This window comes from Vibrio sp. 10N.222.49.A3 (assembly GCF_041475145.1).
Classification (GTDB): domain Bacteria; phylum Pseudomonadota; class Gammaproteobacteria; order Enterobacterales; family Vibrionaceae; genus Vibrio; species Vibrio tasmaniensis_A.
The window spans coordinates 25,799-45,286 of the sequence record NZ_JBFRVM010000061.1 but is presented as its reverse complement, the minus strand read 5'-3'; the positions used below and the strand labels follow the sequence as shown (position 1 = coordinate 45,286).

Below are 19,488 nucleotides of genomic sequence, written 5' to 3'. Positions count from 1 at the left end.
ATTTCTACTACGTTATCGGCTTCTCATGTAGGCTAGCTACACATCAAAGCCTCTGCCTTATATAAATACCCAGCAACTCGCTGCAAAAATCAGCTCGAAAGAGCAACACGCCCTAGACTGATTCGCCCAGCTTAAAGAAGCTGAGCGATAAAATGCTTTAGAGTATATAGCGGGTTAACCGCCGATTGACGCCAAGTTTGGAGTCATGCCACTGTTGCCATCGTGTAAGAAGTGGCTAACGGACTTGGTTTGAAGCTGAGCCTGAATTCGATCAATGAGCTCTTGCTCTTGTTGATCCTCTTGAATCAGATCTCTCAGTTCAACACCATGGTCGCCAAACAGACATAAGTGAAGTTTACCGGTCGCAGAAACACGCAGTCGGTTACAACTCTCACAAAAGTCTTTCTCGTAAGGCATGATCAAACCGATTTCACCCTTGTAGTCTGGGTGGACAAACACTTGCGCGGGGCCATCATTAACGGCTTTGACTTTTAACAGCCAACCATTAGCAATAAGCTGGTTGCGGATCGCAACGCCAGACACATGGTGTTTATCGAACAACTCGTCCATCTCGCCGGTTTTCATCAGCTCGATAAAACGTAATTGAATAGGTTTGTCTTTGATCCAATTAAGGAAGGCTGGTAATTCCTGACTATTGAGGTCTTTCATCAATACGACGTTGACTTTGACTTGTTCAAAGCCAACCTCAAACGCTTTATCAATGCCTCGCATAACCTCTGTAAACTTATTCTCACCAGTGATCTGATGGAACATGCGCGAATCTAAGCTATCCACGCTCACGTTTATATGGGTTAAACCAGCATCACGCCATTGCCCTACTTGTTTCTCCATGCGGTAGCCATTCGTTGTCGTGGCTACTTTTTCGATGCCTGGAGTAGAAGCAACAGTATGTATGATTTCAGGAAAGTCTTTACGCAGGCTCGGCTCTCCGCCAGTAATGCGGATCTTAGAGGTGCCACAATCTGCAAACGCTTTCACAATACGTTTGATCTCGGGAACACTTAAAAAAGACGAGTTTTTTTGCCCTGACGGTTTATAACCATCTGGCAAGCAGTAAGTACATTTAAAGTTACAGACGTCTGTAACCGACAAGCGCAAGTAATAAAACTTGCGATGGAATCTATCTTCGAATTGTTGCGCCACGGAACACCTTTCCAAACACGGGAGGCATAATCATTTCCAATTAAGCCCTTGTGACAACATGTCACTGGCTCTTGATGCGTATCGGTACAGCAAATACCACTGTGCGACTTAGCATGCGAGAGCTCGGAGTTATGGCAACTGCACGTTATATTCACACGCACAGTAGCTGAGTAATAAAATACTTAATATTTGTACGTGAATCTAGCTCTGATGACAAAAAACGGGTCACATCGGCAAAAAAAACGTATCAAACCCTCAAAATAACTCTTGTTGAGTATCTGACGAGAAGCATTTAACCTAAATTATAGTTGGTAATAATCTAACAAGAACAAAAAATGAATATTTACTCTTCAAAGAAAGTCGTAGCAATCGGTGGAGGCCATGGCTTAGGTCGTATGCTAGCTGCATTAAAAGACTTTGGTAGCAATGCGACTGGCATTGTTGCAACAACAGATAACGGTGGTTCCACCGGAAGAATTCGAGACTGCCAAGGTGGTATTGCTTGGGGAGATACTCGTAACTGTATCAACCAATTAATCACAGAACCTTCGATCAGTTCGATGATGTTTGAATATCGCTTTCGCGGTCAAGGTGAACTCGATGGTCACAACTTAGGTAACCTAATGCTAACGGCACTAGACAACCTTTCCGTTCGCCCATTGGAAGCAATTAACCTAATTCGAAATATGCTCAAGGTCGATGTCAATATCGTCCCGATGACTGAGCACCCTTCCGATCTCACGGCTTTATCAATGGACGGTCGTTGGGTAACTGGCGAAACTAACGTTGATGACATGACAGAAAAGCTGCGCATGATGGACTTATCTCCAGAAGTACCTGCAACCAAAGAAGCTGTTGCTGCAGTTGAGCAAGCAGACTGCATTGCCCTTGGACCAGGAAGCTTTTTAACCAGTGTGATGCCCCCGCTGCTACTGCCAGAAATTGGCAAAGCAATCGCGGAAAATACCAAGGCAAAAGTTATCTTCGTTGAAAACCTTTCGCCAGAGCACGGCCCTGCAGGAAAAATGACGCTTCAAGAACAATTGGAGTGGTGTGAACGTACCTGTAAGGCAAGAAAGATAGACATTGTACTGGGCAATGAACCACACCCTGAATTAGAAGGGCAATGGAATTGTGTGACCACTGATCTTGCCTCTCCTAACCGAGATTGGCGACACGACCGTTTAAAACTCCAACAAGCGATTAGGGATCAACTGGCTTAATGCTTATAGCTTAGGCTAGACGACAGAGACCAGTAAAAACAAAAAAGGAGCATCATGCTCCTTTTTTAGTCTCTTTAATAACTAGCCGCTTTAGAGATCCGTCATCAACTGCTGATATTCAGTGTACGTTGATAACAGGAGCTCTTGCATATCTTGGAAATCAATCTCGGTTACAGGCAATGCTTGCTTCACTTTTGCGTCTAAGCTAATCGCAAAACTACACAAAGAGTCTGCGCCAAAGCTCGCAGCACTGCTTTTAAGTGCGTGGCTTATATCAGCCAGGTACTTAGATGTATCCGACGCTTTATTTATCTCTAGATGTTCGTAGTAGCCTTTCAACTCACCTAAGAAGATTTCCAGCAAAACTGGTACATTCTCTTGCCCTATTTCACCGGCGAGCTCATCAACTTTTTGCTGATTTAATACTTTCGTCATTATGATTTTCTTATTGTTTGGTGATTACTGCTTCGCATTCCACGTTTGCAACTTACGGTATATCGTCGATGGACTGACATCTAAGAAACCGGCCGCGCGGGGAATGTTGCCGTCACACGCTTTTATGGCCTGTTCGATAGCCGTCTTCTCAGTGATCCACAATGGGAAAATATCTTTTACCGTGATGTCTTCGTTCTGCTTCTCTTTCAAGCGCAAGCTGTTTTCAATCGGTTGGTTCAATGGTGGTGGAAGCATGTTGAGAGTAATCTCTTTGCCGTTATTCAATACCACCACGTTCCGTAATACGTTTTGTAGCTGACGAACGTTACCCGGCCACTCATATTGATTAAAGCGATCAAGCACTTCCTGAGCAAAACGCACAAACGCCTTACCTTCCTCAACCGACATGTAACCTAGTAACGAGTACGCAATCTCGATGACATCTTCACCGCGCTCGCGCAATGGCGGCAGGTGCAATGGAATCACGTATAAACGATAGTATAAATCTTCTCTAAAGCGACCTTCTTGTACTTCTTTCCAAGGGTCACGGTTGGTTGCACATACGAAACGAACATCGACACTCTTCATCTTCGAAGAGCCAACTTTTTGAAAAGTACCGGTTTGGATAAAGCGCAGCAGCTTGGTTTGCAGCTCTAAGTCCATTTCGCACAATTCATCAAGGAATAGTGTTCCGCCATCAGCAAGTTCAGCGGCACCTTGACGATCAGTTGCAGCACCGGTAAAGGCGCCTTTAACGTGGCCAAATAGCTCACTTTCAATTAGATCTTTAGGGATAGCCGCACAGTTAATCGCGATGAAAGGCTTGTCACCACGCTTGCTCGCCGCATGAATAGCTTCTGCACATACCTCTTTACCCGTACCACTTTCACCCGTGATGAAAATACTGGCTTTACTCGATGCTGCAGAGTCGATAGTTCGGTAAACCTGCTGCATGGTTTGGCTACTACCAATGAAGCCTTGGTAATTTTGGTTTCCCGGATGTTCCGAGCTATTTTTAAGTTTGGTGGCTTTGCGGATCGCGTTGTTCACCGTAATACGGAGTCGGTCGGCTTCACACGGCTTGATAAGGAAATCTTGAGAACCATGACGCATGGCTTCTACGGCGGTATCGATAGAACCGTGAGCCGTCATGAAGATAACCGGAACTTCAGGGTATTTTTGTTTTACAGCAAATAGCACGTCCATACCCGTCATGTCAGGCAGACGTAGATCTAATAAAATAAGGTCTGGGATTCGATGATTCAAACTCTCGATTGCATCGCGGCCAGTGCCGACAATGTTGATATCAATTTCGAGCGGTGTAAGATACGAGCGATATAAAGCTGCTACCGAAGCGGTATCCTCGACCATCAACAAATACTTCGATTTGTTATCTAGCGTTTTTGATTGCATATCCTAGCCATTTATAATTTGCATTTCTTATTATAGTCGCATTCCGCTTTGCATTATGCAAATTAGCCACAATATTTGTAGTGTGTTTTTTTACTTACTTCAAATAATCAATGTTTTATCTATCTGGCACGAACGATGCAACGGTATAAATGACCTTCGGGTCACCTAGCCAACTGACGTTGTTAGTGGACCGAGTGTTCACAAACGTAAGCCAGTAGAACATTTACTACTGGCTGTTTTTTTGCCTGAAACACTCTCAATTCTTGTCTTGAGGGGATCAACTTCTTAAGTGAAAAGTGAGATTAGCTGTTGGTAATAAACTGCTTTCTTAGTTGCTCAATTTCATCACGCTTCTGTGCTGCCAATTCAAATTCTAGGTTCTGAGCATGCTGATACATCGCAGCTTCTAGCTTGCTGATCTCTTTATCAAGCTGTTGCGGTGTAAGTACTGCATAACTTTCAGAAGGCTCTGCAACCTTAGATAGAGGAACTTGCTTCGATTGGCGCTGCTGCTTCGACTTGGTTAGATCACCCAGCTCCATAATATCTTTGATATTACGTTTAAGCGCTTGTGGCGTGATACCTTGCTCTTCGTTATAGGCTTGCTGTTTCTCACGACGACGATCAGTTTCATCAATCGCTTTTCTCATTGATTTGGTAATCGAGTCACCATACAAGATAGCTCGACCTTCCAAGTTACGAGCTGCACGACCAATGGTTTGAATCAGAGAACGCTCAGAACGTAAGAAACCCTCTTTATCAGCATCAAGAATCGCCACCAGCGACACTTCAGGCATATCCAAACCTTCACGAAGTAAGTTAATGCCCACTAACACGTCGAACTCGCCCAAACGTAGGTCTCGAATGATCTCTACACGCTCAACGGTATCGATATCTGAATGCAAGTAACGAACCTTAACACCATGCTCACTAAGGTATTCGGTTAAGTCTTCTGCCATTCGTTTAGTTAGCGTCGTGACAAGCACACGCTCTTCCTTAACAGAACGTATTCTTATCTCAGACAGTAAATCATCAACTTGAGTAGCGACAGGCCTTACTTCAATAACCGGGTCAAGTAAGCCAGTAGGACGCACCACTTGATCAGCAATCTCACCATCTGATTTCTCAATCTCATAATGACCCGGCGTGGCCGACACAAAAATCGTTTGCGGGGCTATAGACTCAAATTCTTCAAACTTCATTGGACGGTTATCCAATGCCGAAGGCAGACGGAAACCAAACTCAACTAGAGTTTCCTTACGCGAACGGTCACCTTTATACATGGCGCCAATTTGCGGCACGGTCACGTGTGACTCATCGATAATCAACAGACCATCATCAGGCAAGTAATCAAATAACGTCGGAGGCGCTTCCCCTTCAGCACGGCCACTCAAGTATCGTGAATAGTTTTCGATACCAGAACAGAAGCCAAGCTCGGTCATCATCTCGATATCAAACTGAGTTCTTTGAGAGATACGCTGTTCTTCTAGAAGCTTATTATTGTCTTTTAAATATTGAGCTCTATCACGCAACTCATCCTTAATCTTCTCAATCGCTTCAAGGATTTTCTCTCGTGGAGTGACATAGTGCGTTTTTGGATAAACCGTAAAGCGAGGCAGGTCTCTTTGCTTAACCGCACCAGTTAGTGGGTCAAAGATACTGATGCAATCCACTTCATCATCGAACATTTCAATTCGCACGGCATCTTGGTCAGATTCAGCCGGGAAGATATCAATCACTTCACCACGCACGCGGAATTGACCTCGTTCAAATGCGACGTCGTTTCTTGAATATTGTAGCTCCGCCAAACGGCGCAAAATATCACGCTGATCCATGACCTCACCACGACTCAAGTGAAGCATCATTTTCAAATACGATTTAGGATCACCAAGACCATAGATAGCCGATACAGAAGCCACAATGATGGCGTCTTTTCGCTCTAATAAGGCCTTGGTCGCCGAAAGTCTCATCTGCTCGATATGAGCATTCACCGACGCATCTTTCTCAATGAACGTATCCGTGGTTGGTACATACGCTTCAGGCTGGTAGTAATCGTAGTAAGATACGAAGTACTCAACGGCATTATTTGGAAAGAAGGATTTCATCTCACCATAAAGTTGAGCAGCCAACGTCTTATTCGGTGCTAACAGAATGGCAGGTCTTTGTGATTGGGAAATGACATTGGCAAGCGTAAAGGTTTTACCCGAGCCCGTTACCCCTAATAGAGTTTGATGCGCCAAACCAGAATCTAGTCCATCTAGTAATTTGGTAATTGCCGTCGGCTGGTCACCGGACGGACTGTAGTCCGATACCAAGTCAAAGAGTTTACTCATAGGTCGCCATTTCCATACTGTTTATTTAATCAGGTCATTGTCACTCTAGGAGGAGTGTCGTTGCAACTATTATCTAGAGAAATGCATCTTAAGATTAGATATCAGTTATAGCTTTTATTTTTGGAACTTGGTATTATCTGTGCCCCTGCAAGATCTCTTCAGCTAAATTACTCGATTTTTAATCCACTACTTTTCCCCAAAAAATCTAAAAATAGCACTTGTTTTACTGTTTATTTTATAATCTTAAAAAGTTATACAATCGTAATGTTTCGATATAAAACTTTTAAATACATCACGTTACCGCAGATTTTAACATTTTCAGATTTATCCCAATTATTGTTGTTAAAGTTTCACGCACATACTTATCCACAATTTTGGTGGATAACTAAAGCAAAGCTAAATCTGATAAGGCGTTCAAGAAAGTAAAGTTTTTTATCTTGTTTTTTTCTGCTATTTTTTATTGACAGAAAATAGGAGTCTTATTAGAATTCGCGTCGCTAACAAGCAATTCCCCTTTAGTTCAGTTGGTAGAACGGCGGACTGTTAATCCGTATGTCGCAAGTTCAAGTCTTGCAAGGGGAGCCAAATTCAGAAAAAAGCTCAATCGAAAGATTGGGCTTTTTTCGTATATAACTGCGACTAACTTGTTCCAAGTTAATGTCACAAACCTAGCCGCCCGCGTTCAAGTCTCGACAAGGGGGCCAAATTTAAAGAAGCCGCATCACTCGATGCGGCTTTTTGCGTTTTAACGTACTCACTTTCCTAAAAGCCCTCTAAGCAACCGAGCAACAGCCTTGAGTTAGCAACAATCAATTGACTCAAAAGTTCGCTATTTACTTCAACCAATTTCGACCTTTTGGCCGAAGACAAAAGTGAAATCACTGAGTACTCAAATGATCAGACAAAGATCATTGTGATATACCGCTGCACGCTCACACCGTCAAAATCTATGTCTATACTTACTGCAGCTTTGGTAATCAATCGATTACCTGATGTTTTTTTCACCAAGTGTCTAAATCCCTAGTGATCCTTGGTTGTTATTAGGTGAGCAAAACAGGATAATATCGGGATCGGAATCTCAAGAATTAATCCATTATGACCGAATACCTTTTGTTGTTGGTCGGCACAGTGCTAGTCAATAACTTTGTGCTAGTGAAGTTTTTAGGGCTATGTCCATTTATGGGCGTCTCCAAGAAGTTGGAGACTGCTATTGGCATGGGCCTCGCGACGACTTTCGTTCTAACGTTAGCGTCGGTATCTGCATACCTAGTAGAAACCTACATCCTTACCCCTCTGGGTATTGAATACCTGCGTACCATGAGTTTCATCTTGGTTATTGCGGTGGTTGTTCAATTTACGGAAATGGTCGTTCACAAAACTAGCCCTACCCTTTATCGCCTATTGGGTATCTTTCTGCCTCTTATCACCACCAACTGTGCGGTATTAGGTGTGGCACTTCTGAACATCAATGAAAACCACAACTTCATTCAGTCGATCATCTATGGTTTCGGCGCAGCGGTTGGTTTCTCTCTTGTATTGATCCTATTTGCTGCGATGCGTGAACGTATTGCGGTTGCTGATGTTCCAATGCCATTCAAAGGCGCGTCGATTGCGATGATCACAGCAGGCCTAATGTCTCTGGCATTTATGGGCTTTACTGGGTTGGTGAAGTAAGAATGAGTACCATCTTAATTGCAATCATTGCACTCGCCGTTTTAGCCGCTGTTTTTGGCGCTATTTTGGGCTTTGCTTCTATCCGTTTTAAAGTTGAAGCCGATCCGATCGTCGATCAAATCGACACTATTTTACCGCAAACTCAATGTGGCCAGTGTGGCTACCCTGGTTGTCGCCCATACGCAGAGGCGATCGCTAACGGAGACAAGATCAACAAATGTCCTCCTGGCGGCCAAGCAACTATTGAAAAGCTAGCAGATTTAATGGGCGTAGAAGTTGAAGACTCCGTTCATGACTTAGATAACAAAGTAAAAACCGTTGCCTTCATCCATGAAGATATGTGTATTGGCTGTACCAAATGCATTCAAGCTTGCCCTGTCGACGCCATTGTTGGTGGCACCAAGGCACTTCACACAGTAATCAAAGATGAATGTACAGGTTGTGATCTATGTGTCGCACCGTGCCCTACTGACTGTATCGAAATGATTCCAGTGGCAACAACGACTGAAAATTGGAAATGGCAGATGAACATCATTCCTGTTACTGATATCACTAACCAAGCAACTGATGCGACCGCGTCAGAGCCTAAGGCATAGGGTTAGTATGATCTCTTTAATTGAACAAATTCGCACGGGCTCAATTTGGAACTTCCCGGGCGGTGTGCACCCTGCTGAAAACAAGAAACAGTCGAATACTACTGATATCGTGCATGCAAGGCTCCCAGAAGAAATCGTTCTTCCAGTGAAACAGCACATCGGTAAGCCTGGTAACTTATTGGTTGCTGTCGGTGATGCCGTACTCAAAGGTCAACAACTGACGGCCTTAGAGACTGGTTTTACTTTGCCAGTACATGCACCAACATCGGGTGTGATTACCGCTATCGAACCACGAACCACCGCTCACCCTTCTGGCTTGAGCGACGTGTGCGTGGTTATTAAACCTGATGGCTTAGACGCTTGGATTGAAAAAAATCCAGTTGAAGATTTCTCGACAAAGACCTCTGACGAACTGCTTGATGTGATTCGCCAAGCTGGTATTTCAGGCATGGGCGGCGCAGGCTTCCCTACGGCTAAGAAGCTTCAATCAGGCTTAGGTCGTACCGACATTTTGATCGTCAATGCTGCGGAATGTGAACCTTACATCACCTCTGATGACAAGTTGCTTCAAGAACATGCCGACGAAGTATTAAAAGGCATCGAAGTGGTTGAACACATTCTTCAACCAAAGCTGACGGTTATCGGCATTGAAGACAACAAACCAGACGCGATAAAAGCACTTGAGATTGCAGCGAAAGACAAAGATATCGTCATTCGTGTTATCCCAACTAAATACCCTTCAGGTGGTGAGAAACAGCTGATAAAGATCCTTACTAATAAAGAGGTTCCGGCTGGCGGCATCCCTGCAGACATTGGTGTTTTGGTTCAGAACGTCGGCTCTCTTTACTCGATTAAGCGAGCGGTAATTGACGGCGAACCTGTGGTTAACCGCGTTGTGACATTAACCGGTAAAACCTTTAAGCAACCTCGTAATGTTTGGGCGCTATTAGGCACACCAGTACATGAGTTACTTGAAGAGTTTGGCTACAAAGCCGATAAAAAGCTTCCGCGTTTGATTTTGGGTGGCCCTATGATGGGCTTCACCTTGCCACATGCCAATGTGCCAATCACTAAAACGTCGAACTGTATTTTAGCGCCAACGCGTCGTGAGATCTCTCCAAGCACTTACGAGATGGAATGTATTCGTTGTAGCGCGTGTGCCGAGGCTTGCCCCGCATCACTTCTTCCTCAACAACTGCAATGGCATGCGAAAGCCAACGAGTTGGATAAGTGTGAAGAACTGAATATTAAAGACTGTATTGAATGCGGTGCTTGTGCATTTGTCTGCCCAAGTGAAATTCCTCTTGTTCAGTACTACCGCCAAGCAAAAGCTGAGATCAAAACTCGAAAAGATGAAGCCGCTGCAGCAGAGCGCGCCAAGATTCGTTTCGAAGAGAAAAACGCTCGTATGGAGCGTGACAAAGCAGAACGTGAAAACCGCTTTAAGAAAGCAGCTGACAACCGTCGTAAAGATATGAAATCTGCGGATGGTGATGATGCGATTGCAGCTGCGATTGCTCGCGTTAAAGCGCAAAAAGCCGCGGCAGACCAAGCTCCTGTTGCGGAACCAGCGGTGAAACCTGCGGTTGCTGCTGCGATTGCCAAGGCAAAAGCAAAACAAGCTGCGGCTCAGAAAGCGGATAGCGCTGAACCAGACAATTCTGAAATGTCGAAACTGCGTGAAGAACGTAAACGACAAGCTCGAGAGCGCAAGGCACAACAAGCAGCAACTGATGCTCCTGCTGAAAAATCAGGTGACGCTAAGAAAGACGCGGTTGCTGCGGCTATTGCTCGCGCTAAAGCCAAGAAGGCTCTACAAGTGGAATCTTCTACTCAAACAGAAAGCGAGGCTCCAGTTGCAAGTACTGGCGATGCTAAGAAAGATGCTGTCGCTGCGGCTATTGCTCGCGCTAAAGCCAAGAAAGCACAACAAACAGAATCAGCTTCTGAAGCTCCGGTTGAAAAATCAGGTGACGCTAAGAAAGATGCTGTCGCTGCTGCAATAGCTCGTGCTAAAGCCAAGAAGGCTCAACAAGCTGAATCTTCTACTCCAACAGCAAGCGAAGCTCCGGTTAAAAGTTCTGGCGATGCTAAGAAAGATGCTGTTGTTGCAGCTATCGCTCGTGCTAAAGCGAAGAAAGCACAACAAGCAGAATCAGCTGCTCAAACCGAAAGTGAAGCTCCAGCTAAAAGCTCTGGCGATGCCAAGAAAGATGCTGTCGCTGCGGCTATTGCTCGCGCTAAAGCCAAGAAGGCTCAACAAGCTGAATCTTCTACTCCAACAGCAAGCGAAGCTCCGGTTAAAAGTTCTGGCGATGCTAAGAAAGATGCTGTCGCTGCGGCTATTGCTCGCGCTAAAGCAAAGAAAGCACAACAAGCTGAATCTTCTACTCAAACAAAAAGCGAAGCTTCAGCTGAAAGCTCTGGTGATGCAAAAAAAGATGCAGTCGCTGCAGCTATTGCTCGCGCCAAAGCGAAGAAAGCACAGCAAGCTAAGCAGGTCGAAGCAGAAGCAATCGCTCCTGAAATAGAAGTGGAAGCTGAAATTCAATCAGAACCAGTGGATCCTAAAAAAGCTGCTGTTGCCGCTGCAATAGCTCGCGCTAAAGCAAGAAAGGCACAACAAGCGAAACAGGAAGAATCAGCAGAAACACCTGAATCTGTGGTTGAACCTGTAGTTGAATTAAAGGCTGAAACTCAACAAGAACCAGTCGACCCTAAAAAAGCAGCGGTTGCTGCAGCGATTGCTCGTGCTAAAGCAAGAAAGACGCAGCAAGAGCAAGACAAAAAGAATAATGAGGAGAAAGAGTAGTGGCCTTCTTTATCGCCAGCTCACCGCACGCGCACAATCGTAGAAGCACCCCCGATCTCATGAAATGGGTCGCTATTTGTGCATTGCCAGGTCTACTAGCTCAAACCTACTTCTTTGGATGGGGTACGCTCATCCAGTTAGTATTTGCTATTGCACTTGCTGTTACCTTTGAAGCCGCTGTAATGCTGCTAAGAAAACGCCCGCCAGTGATGGCATTGCGTGATTACAGTGCGGTTGTGACCGCTTGGCTGCTCAGTGTCGCTATTCCCCCACACTCTCCGTGGTGGATTCTAGTCATAGGTATGTTCTTCGCTATCATCATCGCAAAACACCTTTATGGCGGCCTTGGGCAAAACCCATTTAACCCTGCGATGGTGGCTTACGTTGTTTTGCTGATCTCATTCCCAGTTCAAATGACCAGCTGGAATGCGCCGACCAGTTTAACTGCTGAAGCTACGAGCTTTGTTGACTCCTTCTTGATGATCTTTACTGGTTTCAATAATGAAGGCTTGTCTTTACAACAAGCACGCCTTGGTATTGATGGCACCACTATGGCGACGCCACTCGATGCCTTCAAAACCGCACTAACGGCAGGTAACACGGCTTCTGAAGCTCTGTCTCAACTTCAATTTAGTTGGTTAGCTGGCGTGGGTTGGGAATGGGTAAACCTTGCTTACCTTATTGGTGGCTTAGTGCTTATCAAGCAACGCGTGATTCAATGGCATATCCCAGTAGCGTTTCTGGGAAGCTTGACCCTATTTAGCCTAGTGTTCTTGATGTTCACTCCTGGCGAGACCGCATCACCGACCATTCATCTATTGTCTGGTGCGACTATGCTCGGCGCATTTTTCATTGCGACCGACCCAGTTTCAGCATCCACGACAGTCAAAGGTCGCTTGGTGTTTGGTGCTCTGATCGGCGGTTTAGTCTTTATCATCCGCAGTTGGGGTGGTTTCCCTGATGGCGTGGCGTTTGCTGTATTGTTAGCCAACATGTGTGTTCCACTGATTGACTACTACACCAAACCTCGTACATACGGCCACTAAAGGGAGCGGATACCATGCTAAATGCAATTAAGAAAAATGGCCTTGTACTCGCGATTTTTGCTTGTGCTTCAACAGGTTTGGTCGCGGTAACTCACTACCTGACCAAAGATCAGATTAAGCAGCAAGAACAGGCTCAATTACTGTCCGTGCTTAATCAAGTGATCCCGCACGATCTGCACGATAATGAACTGTTTTCAGCCTGTACTCTGGTTCAAGCAGAAGAGTTGGGGACTGAACAAGCGATGCCAGCTTACATTGCTAAACTCAATGGTGAGCCAAGCGCGATTGCGATCGAAGCGATTGCACCCGATGGTTACAACGGCGCGATTAAGGTCATTGTTGGAATGAAAATCGATGGTACCATTTTAGGTACTCGCGTTCTTTCCCACCAAGAAACACCGGGATTGGGTGATAAGATTGATCTTCGTGTTAGTGATTGGATTCTTTCATTTGCCGGTAAGCAAGTAACCGAGTCGAATCTTGACCGTTGGAAGGTTCGTAAAGATGGTGGTGACTTTGACCAGTTCACTGGCGCAACCATTACGCCAAGAGCTGTCGTTAAGTTAGTGAAGCAAGCGGTGCAGTACGTTAACCAAAACAACCAAGCATTGCTTGCTCAACCTCTAAATTGTGGTGGTGAATAATGAGTGATCATAAAACACTAATTAAAAATGGCATGTGGTCCAACAACCCTGCCCTAGTGCAACTCCTTGGCTTATGTCCGCTGCTGGCTGTATCGTCAACAGTCACTAACGCACTTGGCCTAGGCATTGCTACCTTGCTTGTACTGGTCGGCTCAAACGTTGCTGTTTCTTTGGTTCGTAATCACGTACCAAAAGAAGTGCGTATCCCAGTATTCGTAATGATCATTGCCTCGCTAGTAACGTGTGTTCAATTACTGATGAACGCTTACGCCTATGGGCTTTACCTCTCTTTGGGTATCTTCATCCCGCTGATCGTAACCAACTGCATCATCATTGGTCGTGCGGAAGCCTTCGCTTCAAAGAATGAAGTGCTACCAGCGGCTCAAGATGGTTTCTGGATGGGTCTAGGCATGACATCGGTATTGGTTGTGTTAGGTGCGATGCGTGAGATTATTGGTAACGGCACTCTATTTGATGGCGCAGACCTGCTGCTTGGTGACTGGGCTTCGGTGTTACGAATCCAGATATTCCAATTTGATAACAGCTTCTTGTTAGCCCTGCTTCCACCGGGTGCCTTCATTGGTGTTGGTTTCTTAATTGCTTTGAAAAACATCATCGATAACCAAGCAAAATCTAGACAACCAAAACAAGAAAAACCAGTCATTGAACGCGCTCGCGTTACCAATGCCTAATAAGTTAAATTAGCTTAAACCCCGCTGAGTTGGCTCAATCACTCAGCGGGAAAATCAGATCTAAACAGTACATATAATAATGACGCTCATAAGAGCGCGTAACCGATGATAAAGCAGAAGCAATCCAAGCTTCATGCCCTAACTATTTGAAAGTAATGTCGCTATGAACAATGTAAAACGAGTAGAAATACTTGAGCGTTTAAGAGAAAACAATCCAAAGCCAGAGACTGAGCTTAACTGGAACAGTCCATTCGAACTACTGATTGCCGTTCTATTGTCTGCACAAGCAACCGATGTCAGCGTGAACAAGGCGACGGATAAGCTGTACCCTGTAGCCAATACTCCACAAGCTATTTTCGACCTAGGTGTTGATGGTTTAAAAGAGTACATCAAGACCATCGGCCTATTTAACTCAAAAGCAGAAAACACCATCAAAACGTGTCGTATGCTGCTTGACCTACATAATGGTGAAGTACCGGAAGATCGCGCTGCATTAGAAGCTCTTCCAGGTGTCGGTCGTAAAACAGCAAACGTAGTGTTAAACACCGCTTTCGGTTGGCCAACGATTGCCGTTGATACTCACATCTATCGCGTATCAAACCGCACTAAGCTAGCGATGGGTAAAACCGTCGACGATGTCGAAGCAAAACTACTTAAAGTTATCCCAAAAGAATTCAAACTGGATGTCCACCATTGGCTCATTCTTCATGGACGTTACACCTGTGTCGCACGTAAACCACGCTGTGGCAGCTGTATCATTGAAGACTTGTGTGAGTTCAAGGAAAAAACCGACGTCTAGGCTAGCTCTAAGCGAATGAAGCTAAGAAGCTAAGAAGCTAAGAAGCTAAGAAGCTAAGAAGCTAAGAAGCTAAGAAGCTAAGAAGCTAAGAAGCTAAACAATGCCGCATTTTTCTAGCGGCATAAAACAGAATTACAAAAACGTATACATAATTAAAGCTAGGAGCAAATCATGTCAAACGGCCGTATTTTACACACCATGCTACGCGTTGGTGATCTAGACAAGTCTATCGAGTTCTACACCAATGTAATGGGCATGCAGCTGTTACGTAAGAACGAGAATAAAGAGTACGAATACACACTGGCTTTCGTTGGCTTTGGTGACGAATCTCAAGGCGCTGTGATTGAGCTGACTTACAACTGGGGCACGACTGAATATGACCTTGGCTCAGCTTTTGGTCACGTTGCTATCGGAGTTGATGACATCTACACAACGTGTGACGCGATTAAAGCAGCAGGCGGTAATGTGACACGTGAAGCGGGCCCTGTAAAAGGCGGCTCTACTCACATCGCATTCGTTAAAGATCCTGACGGCTACATGATTGAGCTTATTCAGAACAAACAAGCAAGTGCTGGTCTAGAAGGTTAACCCTTCGTAGCCTCTGCAATATTTGGCTATGGAATAAACACTATAAGCGAGCATAAAGCTCGCTTTTTTTGTAGCTCTATTAATAATCGATATTCTTTACTAATTATTACAACATTCTCACTGATGAAACTTTACATGATAATAATTATCATTTAAATTAAGTCCCCTATTGATTAGTGAGGTAACACAATGATTAGCGAATGGGAAAAACACACGTTACTTGCCGATACGGCATTGCAGCTCGACGATCCTGTACAAAGTATTCTTCACTATCAGCAAGCATTGAGTTTAAGCGAAAAAATTACTGAACGTACCGATATCCAAGCGGACGAGCGCTTACTTATCTCTGTGATTTCTTGTCACAACCTCGCTCAGTTTTGGCGATGGGCCGGCGATACTGAATATGAACTCAAGTATCTCCAATTGGCTTCAGAAAAAGTACTGACACTGATCCCGCAATGTCCCAATACGCAATGTTCAAGCTTCATTGACTCAATTGGTTGCTGTAAGAAAGCCCTTATCGATTTCATGAAACGCCATCCCAACCCTAAAATTGCTTCTATGGTGGAAAAGATCGATACCGCGACCAACTGTGAAATGATCGCCCGCTTCCGCTTGAACTAAACAAATTACGTTTAAACAACGACTCAAATTTAAAATATAAAAAAGCCCGTCATCAGTGAAGACGGGCTTTGTCATTTCAAAACGAGCTATTGTTCAGATTACACCTGTGTGCGACCTAAAGAGATAACAACACGTCGGTTTTTGTCTTTACCAATTGGCGAGTTGTTGTCAGCAATTGGACGACGCTTACCATAACCTTGTACTTGAATACGGTCTTCTGGCAAGCCTAGAGATTTAAAGTACTCTCTTAATGATTCCGCTCTGCGCTCTGAAAGATTCTGGCTAATACCTTTGCTATCGACGGAATCGGTGTATGTAGCCACCAGCACAAGGTCGATGTCTTGGTTATAGCGAACATAGTCGGCAATCTGGCTGAGTCTCTTACGTGAAGACTTATTCAACTGATCGCTGTTACGATCGTAGTGCAAGATAGTAAAAGAGATATCTTCGAAGCTGTAAGGCAATAAGTTGGCGATACAGTCACTGAACACATTGTACTTCTCTTGGAATAATACCGATGATAGTGCAACTTCGATTCGCTGATCTCGGCTCTGCCACTCTTGATAGCTGAATGTCGGGTAACGCCCTTTCTCCAACTCACTCAAAATACCCCAAGCGGTTTGACCACCAACATAGCCATCAAATTGTTGGAAGAACTTAATGGTCGTCATGCGGTCAGCACTTTCGCCCGGACGCCAAGCTGGCGGCATAGAGATCAAGCTTACATTGCGTGTCGCACCCATTGGGCGACGCATTTTAAGCTCAAAATCCAAAATGATTTTTTTACTCGCGCGAGATGAAAACTCAGCATCACCGAAGTTGGGGATAGGGTGAACCAAGCGACATTCTAGTGGCGTGTTAGCCACCATCTCCCACGTCGACTGTAGAGGAGATGCTCCGTAACGCTTTGCTTGTGCCAATACCGATGACGACATAAGTAGCGAAAATAGCATTGAACCTGTTATGAGTTGTTTCTTCATAAAGTGGAGTATCTCTTAAGCAATTCGTTTAACAATGCAGCCAATTGCCGCATTTTTCCATCACGTTTGAATATGCAATTATCAAGCCGAAATAGGTCGGCTAATTTATGATTTATTGCCCTTCCCTAGTTTTTATCACTGCTATTATCTGCAATAATGCTGCCTTAATCACACATATTTGGGCTAACATGACTGTAGAAAACGAAGCTCTGACCCTTAAAAAACGCTTTCGTGGCTATTTCCCAGTGGTCATCGACGTGGAAACCGCAGGGTTTAACGCTGAAACCGATGCATTATTAGAAATCTGTGCCATTACACTAAGAATGGATGAGAACGGAGATCTGCACCCTGCATCAACGCTTCATTTTCACATTGAGCCTTTTGAAGGCGCAAATATAGAGCAGGCAGCATTAGACTTTAACGGAATTAAAGACCCATTTAGCCCATTACGTGGTGCTGTGTCGGAACAAGAAGCCCTTAAAGAAATCTACAAGCTTGTGAGAAAAGAACAAAAAGCTTCAGATTGCAGTCGCGCAATCATGGTCGCTCACAATGCTACGTTCGATTTAAACTTCGTTAATGCAGCAAGTGAGCGTTGTAAGCTTAAACGCGTCCCTTTCCATCCATTTGCAACTTTTGACACTGCAGCCCTTAGTGGTCTTGCCTACGGTCAAACCGTTTTGGCTAAAGCTTGCCGCACTGCGGGGATGGAATTTGACAACAAAGAAGCACACTCTGCTTTGTATGATACGCAAAAAACCACAGAGTTATTTTGCGGCATAGTAAACAAATGGAAAGCCCTTGGTGGTTGGCCTCTTGTTGACGAAGAATAACAAATAGAGTCGGTAAACGTTCACTCGTATTGCCTTCATAAAAAACACAACATCCCGAGAATAATATGAATCCTGTTGTAATTTCAGTTTGCATCATGCTTGTTTTAGCTTTGATGCGCGTAAACGTTGTCGTGGCTCTCACGTTCAGCGCAATTATCGGTGGCGTAGCCTCTGGTATGAGTGTGAACGATGCTGTAGCAGCGTTCGAAAGTGGATTAGGTGGCGGTGCAACTATCGCACTTAGCTACGCAATGCTTGGTACCTTTGCTGTTGCTATCTCTCGTTCTGGTATCACAGATCTACTCGCTCAAAGCGTCATTAAGCGCATTCACGGCAAAGAGAACAGTGCGGCATCTAATGGTCTAAAATATGGCATCCTTGCGTCTTTGATCTTAGTGACCATGTCTTCGCAAAACGTGATTCCTGTGCATATCGCCTTCATCCCAATTTTAATCCCACCTCTATTAGGCGTATTCGCAAAAATGAACCTAGACCGTCGTCTGGTTGCGTGTGTACTTACTTTTGGCCTGATTACTCCGTATATGGTTCTACCTATCGGTTTTGGTGGCATCTTCCTAAACAACATCTTGCTTAAAAACCTTCACGACAACGGTCTTGAAAACGTAGTAGCAAGCCAAGTACCAATGGCGATGTTGTTACCGGCAGCTGGTATGATCTTTGGTCTTCTTACGGCAGTATTCTTTACTTACCGTAAGCCACGTCAATACAAAGAAACGTCTCATACTGTTGTTTCAACCGAAGTGAAAGAGATCAACAAGAAGCACATCCTAGTGGCTGCTGCGGGTATTGTTGCTGCACTAACGGTTCAACTATCGACAGGTTCTATGATCATCGGTGCTTTGGCTGGTTTCATGGTATTCACCTTCGGTGGTGTAATCGCTTGGAAAGAGACACACGATGTCTTCACTAAGGGCGTTCACATGATGGCAATGATCGGTTTCATCATGATTGCAGCGGCAGGTTTTGCAGCGGTAATGAAGCAAACTGGTGGCGTTGAATCTTTGGTTGAAGCGCTTTCAACCAGCATCGGTGACAACAAGCCTCTAGCGGCACTGCTTATGCTAATTGTTGGTCTATTGGTAACTATGGGTATTGGTTCTTCGTTCTCTACGATTCCAATCCTTGCAACTATCTACGTTCCACTAGCAGCAGCATTTGGTTTCTCACCTATGGCAACGATCGCTCTAGTAGGTACAGCTGCAGCGCTTGGCGATGCTGGCTCTCCAGCTTCTGACTCAACCTTAGGTCCAACATCGGGTCTTAATGCTGATGGTCAACACGAGCACGTATGGGAAACCGTAGTACCGACGTTCCTACACTACAACATCCCACTGATCGTATTCGGTTGGATTGCAGCCATGGTTCTGTAATTAGGTTCTGTAGTTAAAGAATCCTACGCTCACTTTTATAAAGACCGCCTCGTGCGGTCTTTTTTGTATTTAGTCTCTTTCCCCTTTTATTTCCAACTTTAGAAACACGCTAACCTTCTGAACCAACATCACTCCCTATACATTATTCCGTACGCATTGATGTGCAACTTGTGGCTATTCATTGAATTCACTCCTACACTTAAGTGTTTAATAAATAAGCCGCTAATTCATAGACGACAAA

General features: G+C 44.7%; 17 protein-coding genes, 1 tRNA gene and 1 riboswitch. Of the genes, 13 read left to right on the top strand and 5 right to left on the bottom strand.

Annotation, left to right across the window (positions count from 1 at the left end; translation table 11 throughout):
- Positions 1-174: 174 nt before the first annotated feature.
- Positions 175-1,164 (bottom strand): GTP 3',8-cyclase MoaA, encoded by a 990-nt coding sequence (gene moaA / locus AB4589_RS12375; RefSeq protein WP_026012219.1) that lies wholly within the window; start codon positions 1,162-1,164, stop codon positions 175-177.
- A riboswitch (molybdenum cofactor riboswitch) is annotated at positions 1,153-1,305 on the bottom strand. It overlaps the preceding gene by 12 nt.
- A 194-nt stretch (positions 1,306-1,499) precedes the next feature.
- Here moaA and AB4589_RS12370 point away from each other — a divergent pair.
- Positions 1,500-2,387, top strand: a complete 888-nt coding sequence (locus AB4589_RS12370) for a YvcK family protein (protein ID WP_372100662.1) — start codon at positions 1,500-1,502, stop codon at positions 2,385-2,387.
- Between the two features lie 90 nt (positions 2,388-2,477).
- Here AB4589_RS12370 and luxU read toward each other — a convergent pair whose 3' ends face one another.
- From luxU to uvrB, 3 genes are all read right to left on the bottom strand, one after another.
- Positions 2,478-2,822 carry a quorum-sensing phosphorelay protein LuxU gene (gene luxU, locus AB4589_RS12365; RefSeq protein WP_017063462.1) on the bottom strand — a complete coding sequence of 115 codons (345 nt, stop codon included), beginning with the start codon at positions 2,820-2,822 and terminating at the stop codon, positions 2,478-2,480.
- 24 nt (positions 2,823-2,846) lie between these two features.
- Positions 2,847-4,235: a quorum-sensing sigma-54 dependent transcriptional regulator LuxO gene (gene luxO, locus AB4589_RS12360; RefSeq protein WP_004734031.1), complete on the bottom strand. Its 1,389-nt coding sequence runs from the start codon at positions 4,233-4,235 to the stop codon at positions 2,847-2,849.
- A gap of 302 nt (positions 4,236-4,537) precedes the next feature.
- Positions 4,538-6,568, bottom strand: a complete 2,031-nt coding sequence (gene uvrB, locus AB4589_RS12355) for an excinuclease ABC subunit UvrB (protein ID WP_372100661.1) — start codon at positions 6,566-6,568, stop codon at positions 4,538-4,540.
- A 509-nt stretch (positions 6,569-7,077) separates the two neighbouring features.
- On the opposite strand from uvrB, the gene AB4589_RS12350 reads away from it, so the two are divergent.
- From AB4589_RS12350 to AB4589_RS12305, 10 genes are all read left to right on the top strand, one after another.
- Positions 7,078-7,153, top strand: a tRNA-Asn gene (locus tag AB4589_RS12350).
- 510 nt (positions 7,154-7,663) lie between these two features.
- The gene (gene rsxA, locus AB4589_RS12345) at positions 7,664-8,242 is read left to right on the top strand and encodes an electron transport complex subunit RsxA (protein ID WP_004734039.1); all 579 of its coding nucleotides are present in this window, start codon (positions 7,664-7,666) and stop codon (positions 8,240-8,242) included.
- 2 nt (positions 8,243-8,244) lie between these two features.
- Entirely contained in the window at positions 8,245-8,838 is a 594-nt protein-coding gene (gene rsxB / locus AB4589_RS12340) for an electron transport complex subunit RsxB (RefSeq protein ID WP_372100659.1), read from the top strand.
- A 7-nt stretch (positions 8,839-8,845) separates the two neighbouring features.
- On the top strand, positions 8,846-11,650 hold the full coding sequence (rsxC, locus tag AB4589_RS12335; RefSeq protein ID WP_372100657.1) for an electron transport complex subunit RsxC: 2,805 nt from the start codon (positions 8,846-8,848) through the stop codon (positions 11,648-11,650).
- Positions 11,650-12,696 (top strand): electron transport complex subunit RsxD, encoded by a 1,047-nt coding sequence (gene rsxD, locus AB4589_RS12330; protein ID WP_372100655.1) that lies wholly within the window; start codon positions 11,650-11,652, stop codon positions 12,694-12,696. Before rsxC ends, rsxD begins: the two co-directional genes overlap by 1 nt.
- A 14-nt stretch (positions 12,697-12,710) precedes the next feature.
- Positions 12,711-13,340 (top strand): electron transport complex subunit RsxG, encoded by a 630-nt coding sequence (rsxG, locus tag AB4589_RS12325; RefSeq protein WP_372100653.1) that lies wholly within the window; start codon positions 12,711-12,713, stop codon positions 13,338-13,340.
- Positions 13,340-14,032, top strand: a complete 693-nt coding sequence (locus AB4589_RS12320) for an electron transport complex subunit E (RefSeq protein ID WP_372100651.1) — start codon at positions 13,340-13,342, stop codon at positions 14,030-14,032. Before rsxG ends, AB4589_RS12320 begins: the two co-directional genes overlap by 1 nt.
- A gap of 163 nt (positions 14,033-14,195) precedes the next feature.
- The gene (nth, locus tag AB4589_RS12315) at positions 14,196-14,831 is read left to right on the top strand and encodes an endonuclease III (protein WP_010437137.1); all 636 of its coding nucleotides are present in this window, start codon (positions 14,196-14,198) and stop codon (positions 14,829-14,831) included.
- Between the two features lie 171 nt (positions 14,832-15,002).
- Positions 15,003-15,419, top strand: a complete 417-nt coding sequence (gloA, locus tag AB4589_RS12310) for a lactoylglutathione lyase (RefSeq protein ID WP_004734046.1) — start codon at positions 15,003-15,005, stop codon at positions 15,417-15,419.
- 189 nt (positions 15,420-15,608) lie between these two features.
- Positions 15,609-16,043: a DUF2753 domain-containing protein gene (locus AB4589_RS12305; RefSeq protein WP_012603530.1), complete on the top strand. Its 435-nt coding sequence runs from the start codon at positions 15,609-15,611 to the stop codon at positions 16,041-16,043.
- A 98-nt stretch (positions 16,044-16,141) separates the two neighbouring features.
- Here the strand turns inward: AB4589_RS12305 and motY are convergent, their stop codons facing one another.
- Positions 16,142-17,023, bottom strand: coding sequence for a flagellar protein MotY (gene motY, locus AB4589_RS12300; protein ID WP_065677932.1), 882 nt, complete (start codon positions 17,021-17,023; stop codon positions 16,142-16,144).
- 188 nt (positions 17,024-17,211) lie between these two features.
- Here motY and rnt point away from each other — a divergent pair, with 188 nt between their 5' ends.
- Together rnt and AB4589_RS12290 are read left to right on the top strand one after the other, a co-directional pair.
- Entirely contained in the window at positions 17,212-17,856 is a 645-nt protein-coding gene (gene rnt, locus AB4589_RS12295) for a ribonuclease T (protein ID WP_029222960.1), read from the top strand.
- Positions 17,857-17,921: 65 nt separating this feature from the next.
- A complete protein-coding gene (locus AB4589_RS12290) occupies positions 17,922-19,247 on the top strand; it encodes a Na+/H+ antiporter family protein (RefSeq protein WP_012603527.1) in 1,326 nt (441 codons plus the stop codon).
- Positions 19,248-19,488 lie beyond the last annotated feature (241 nt).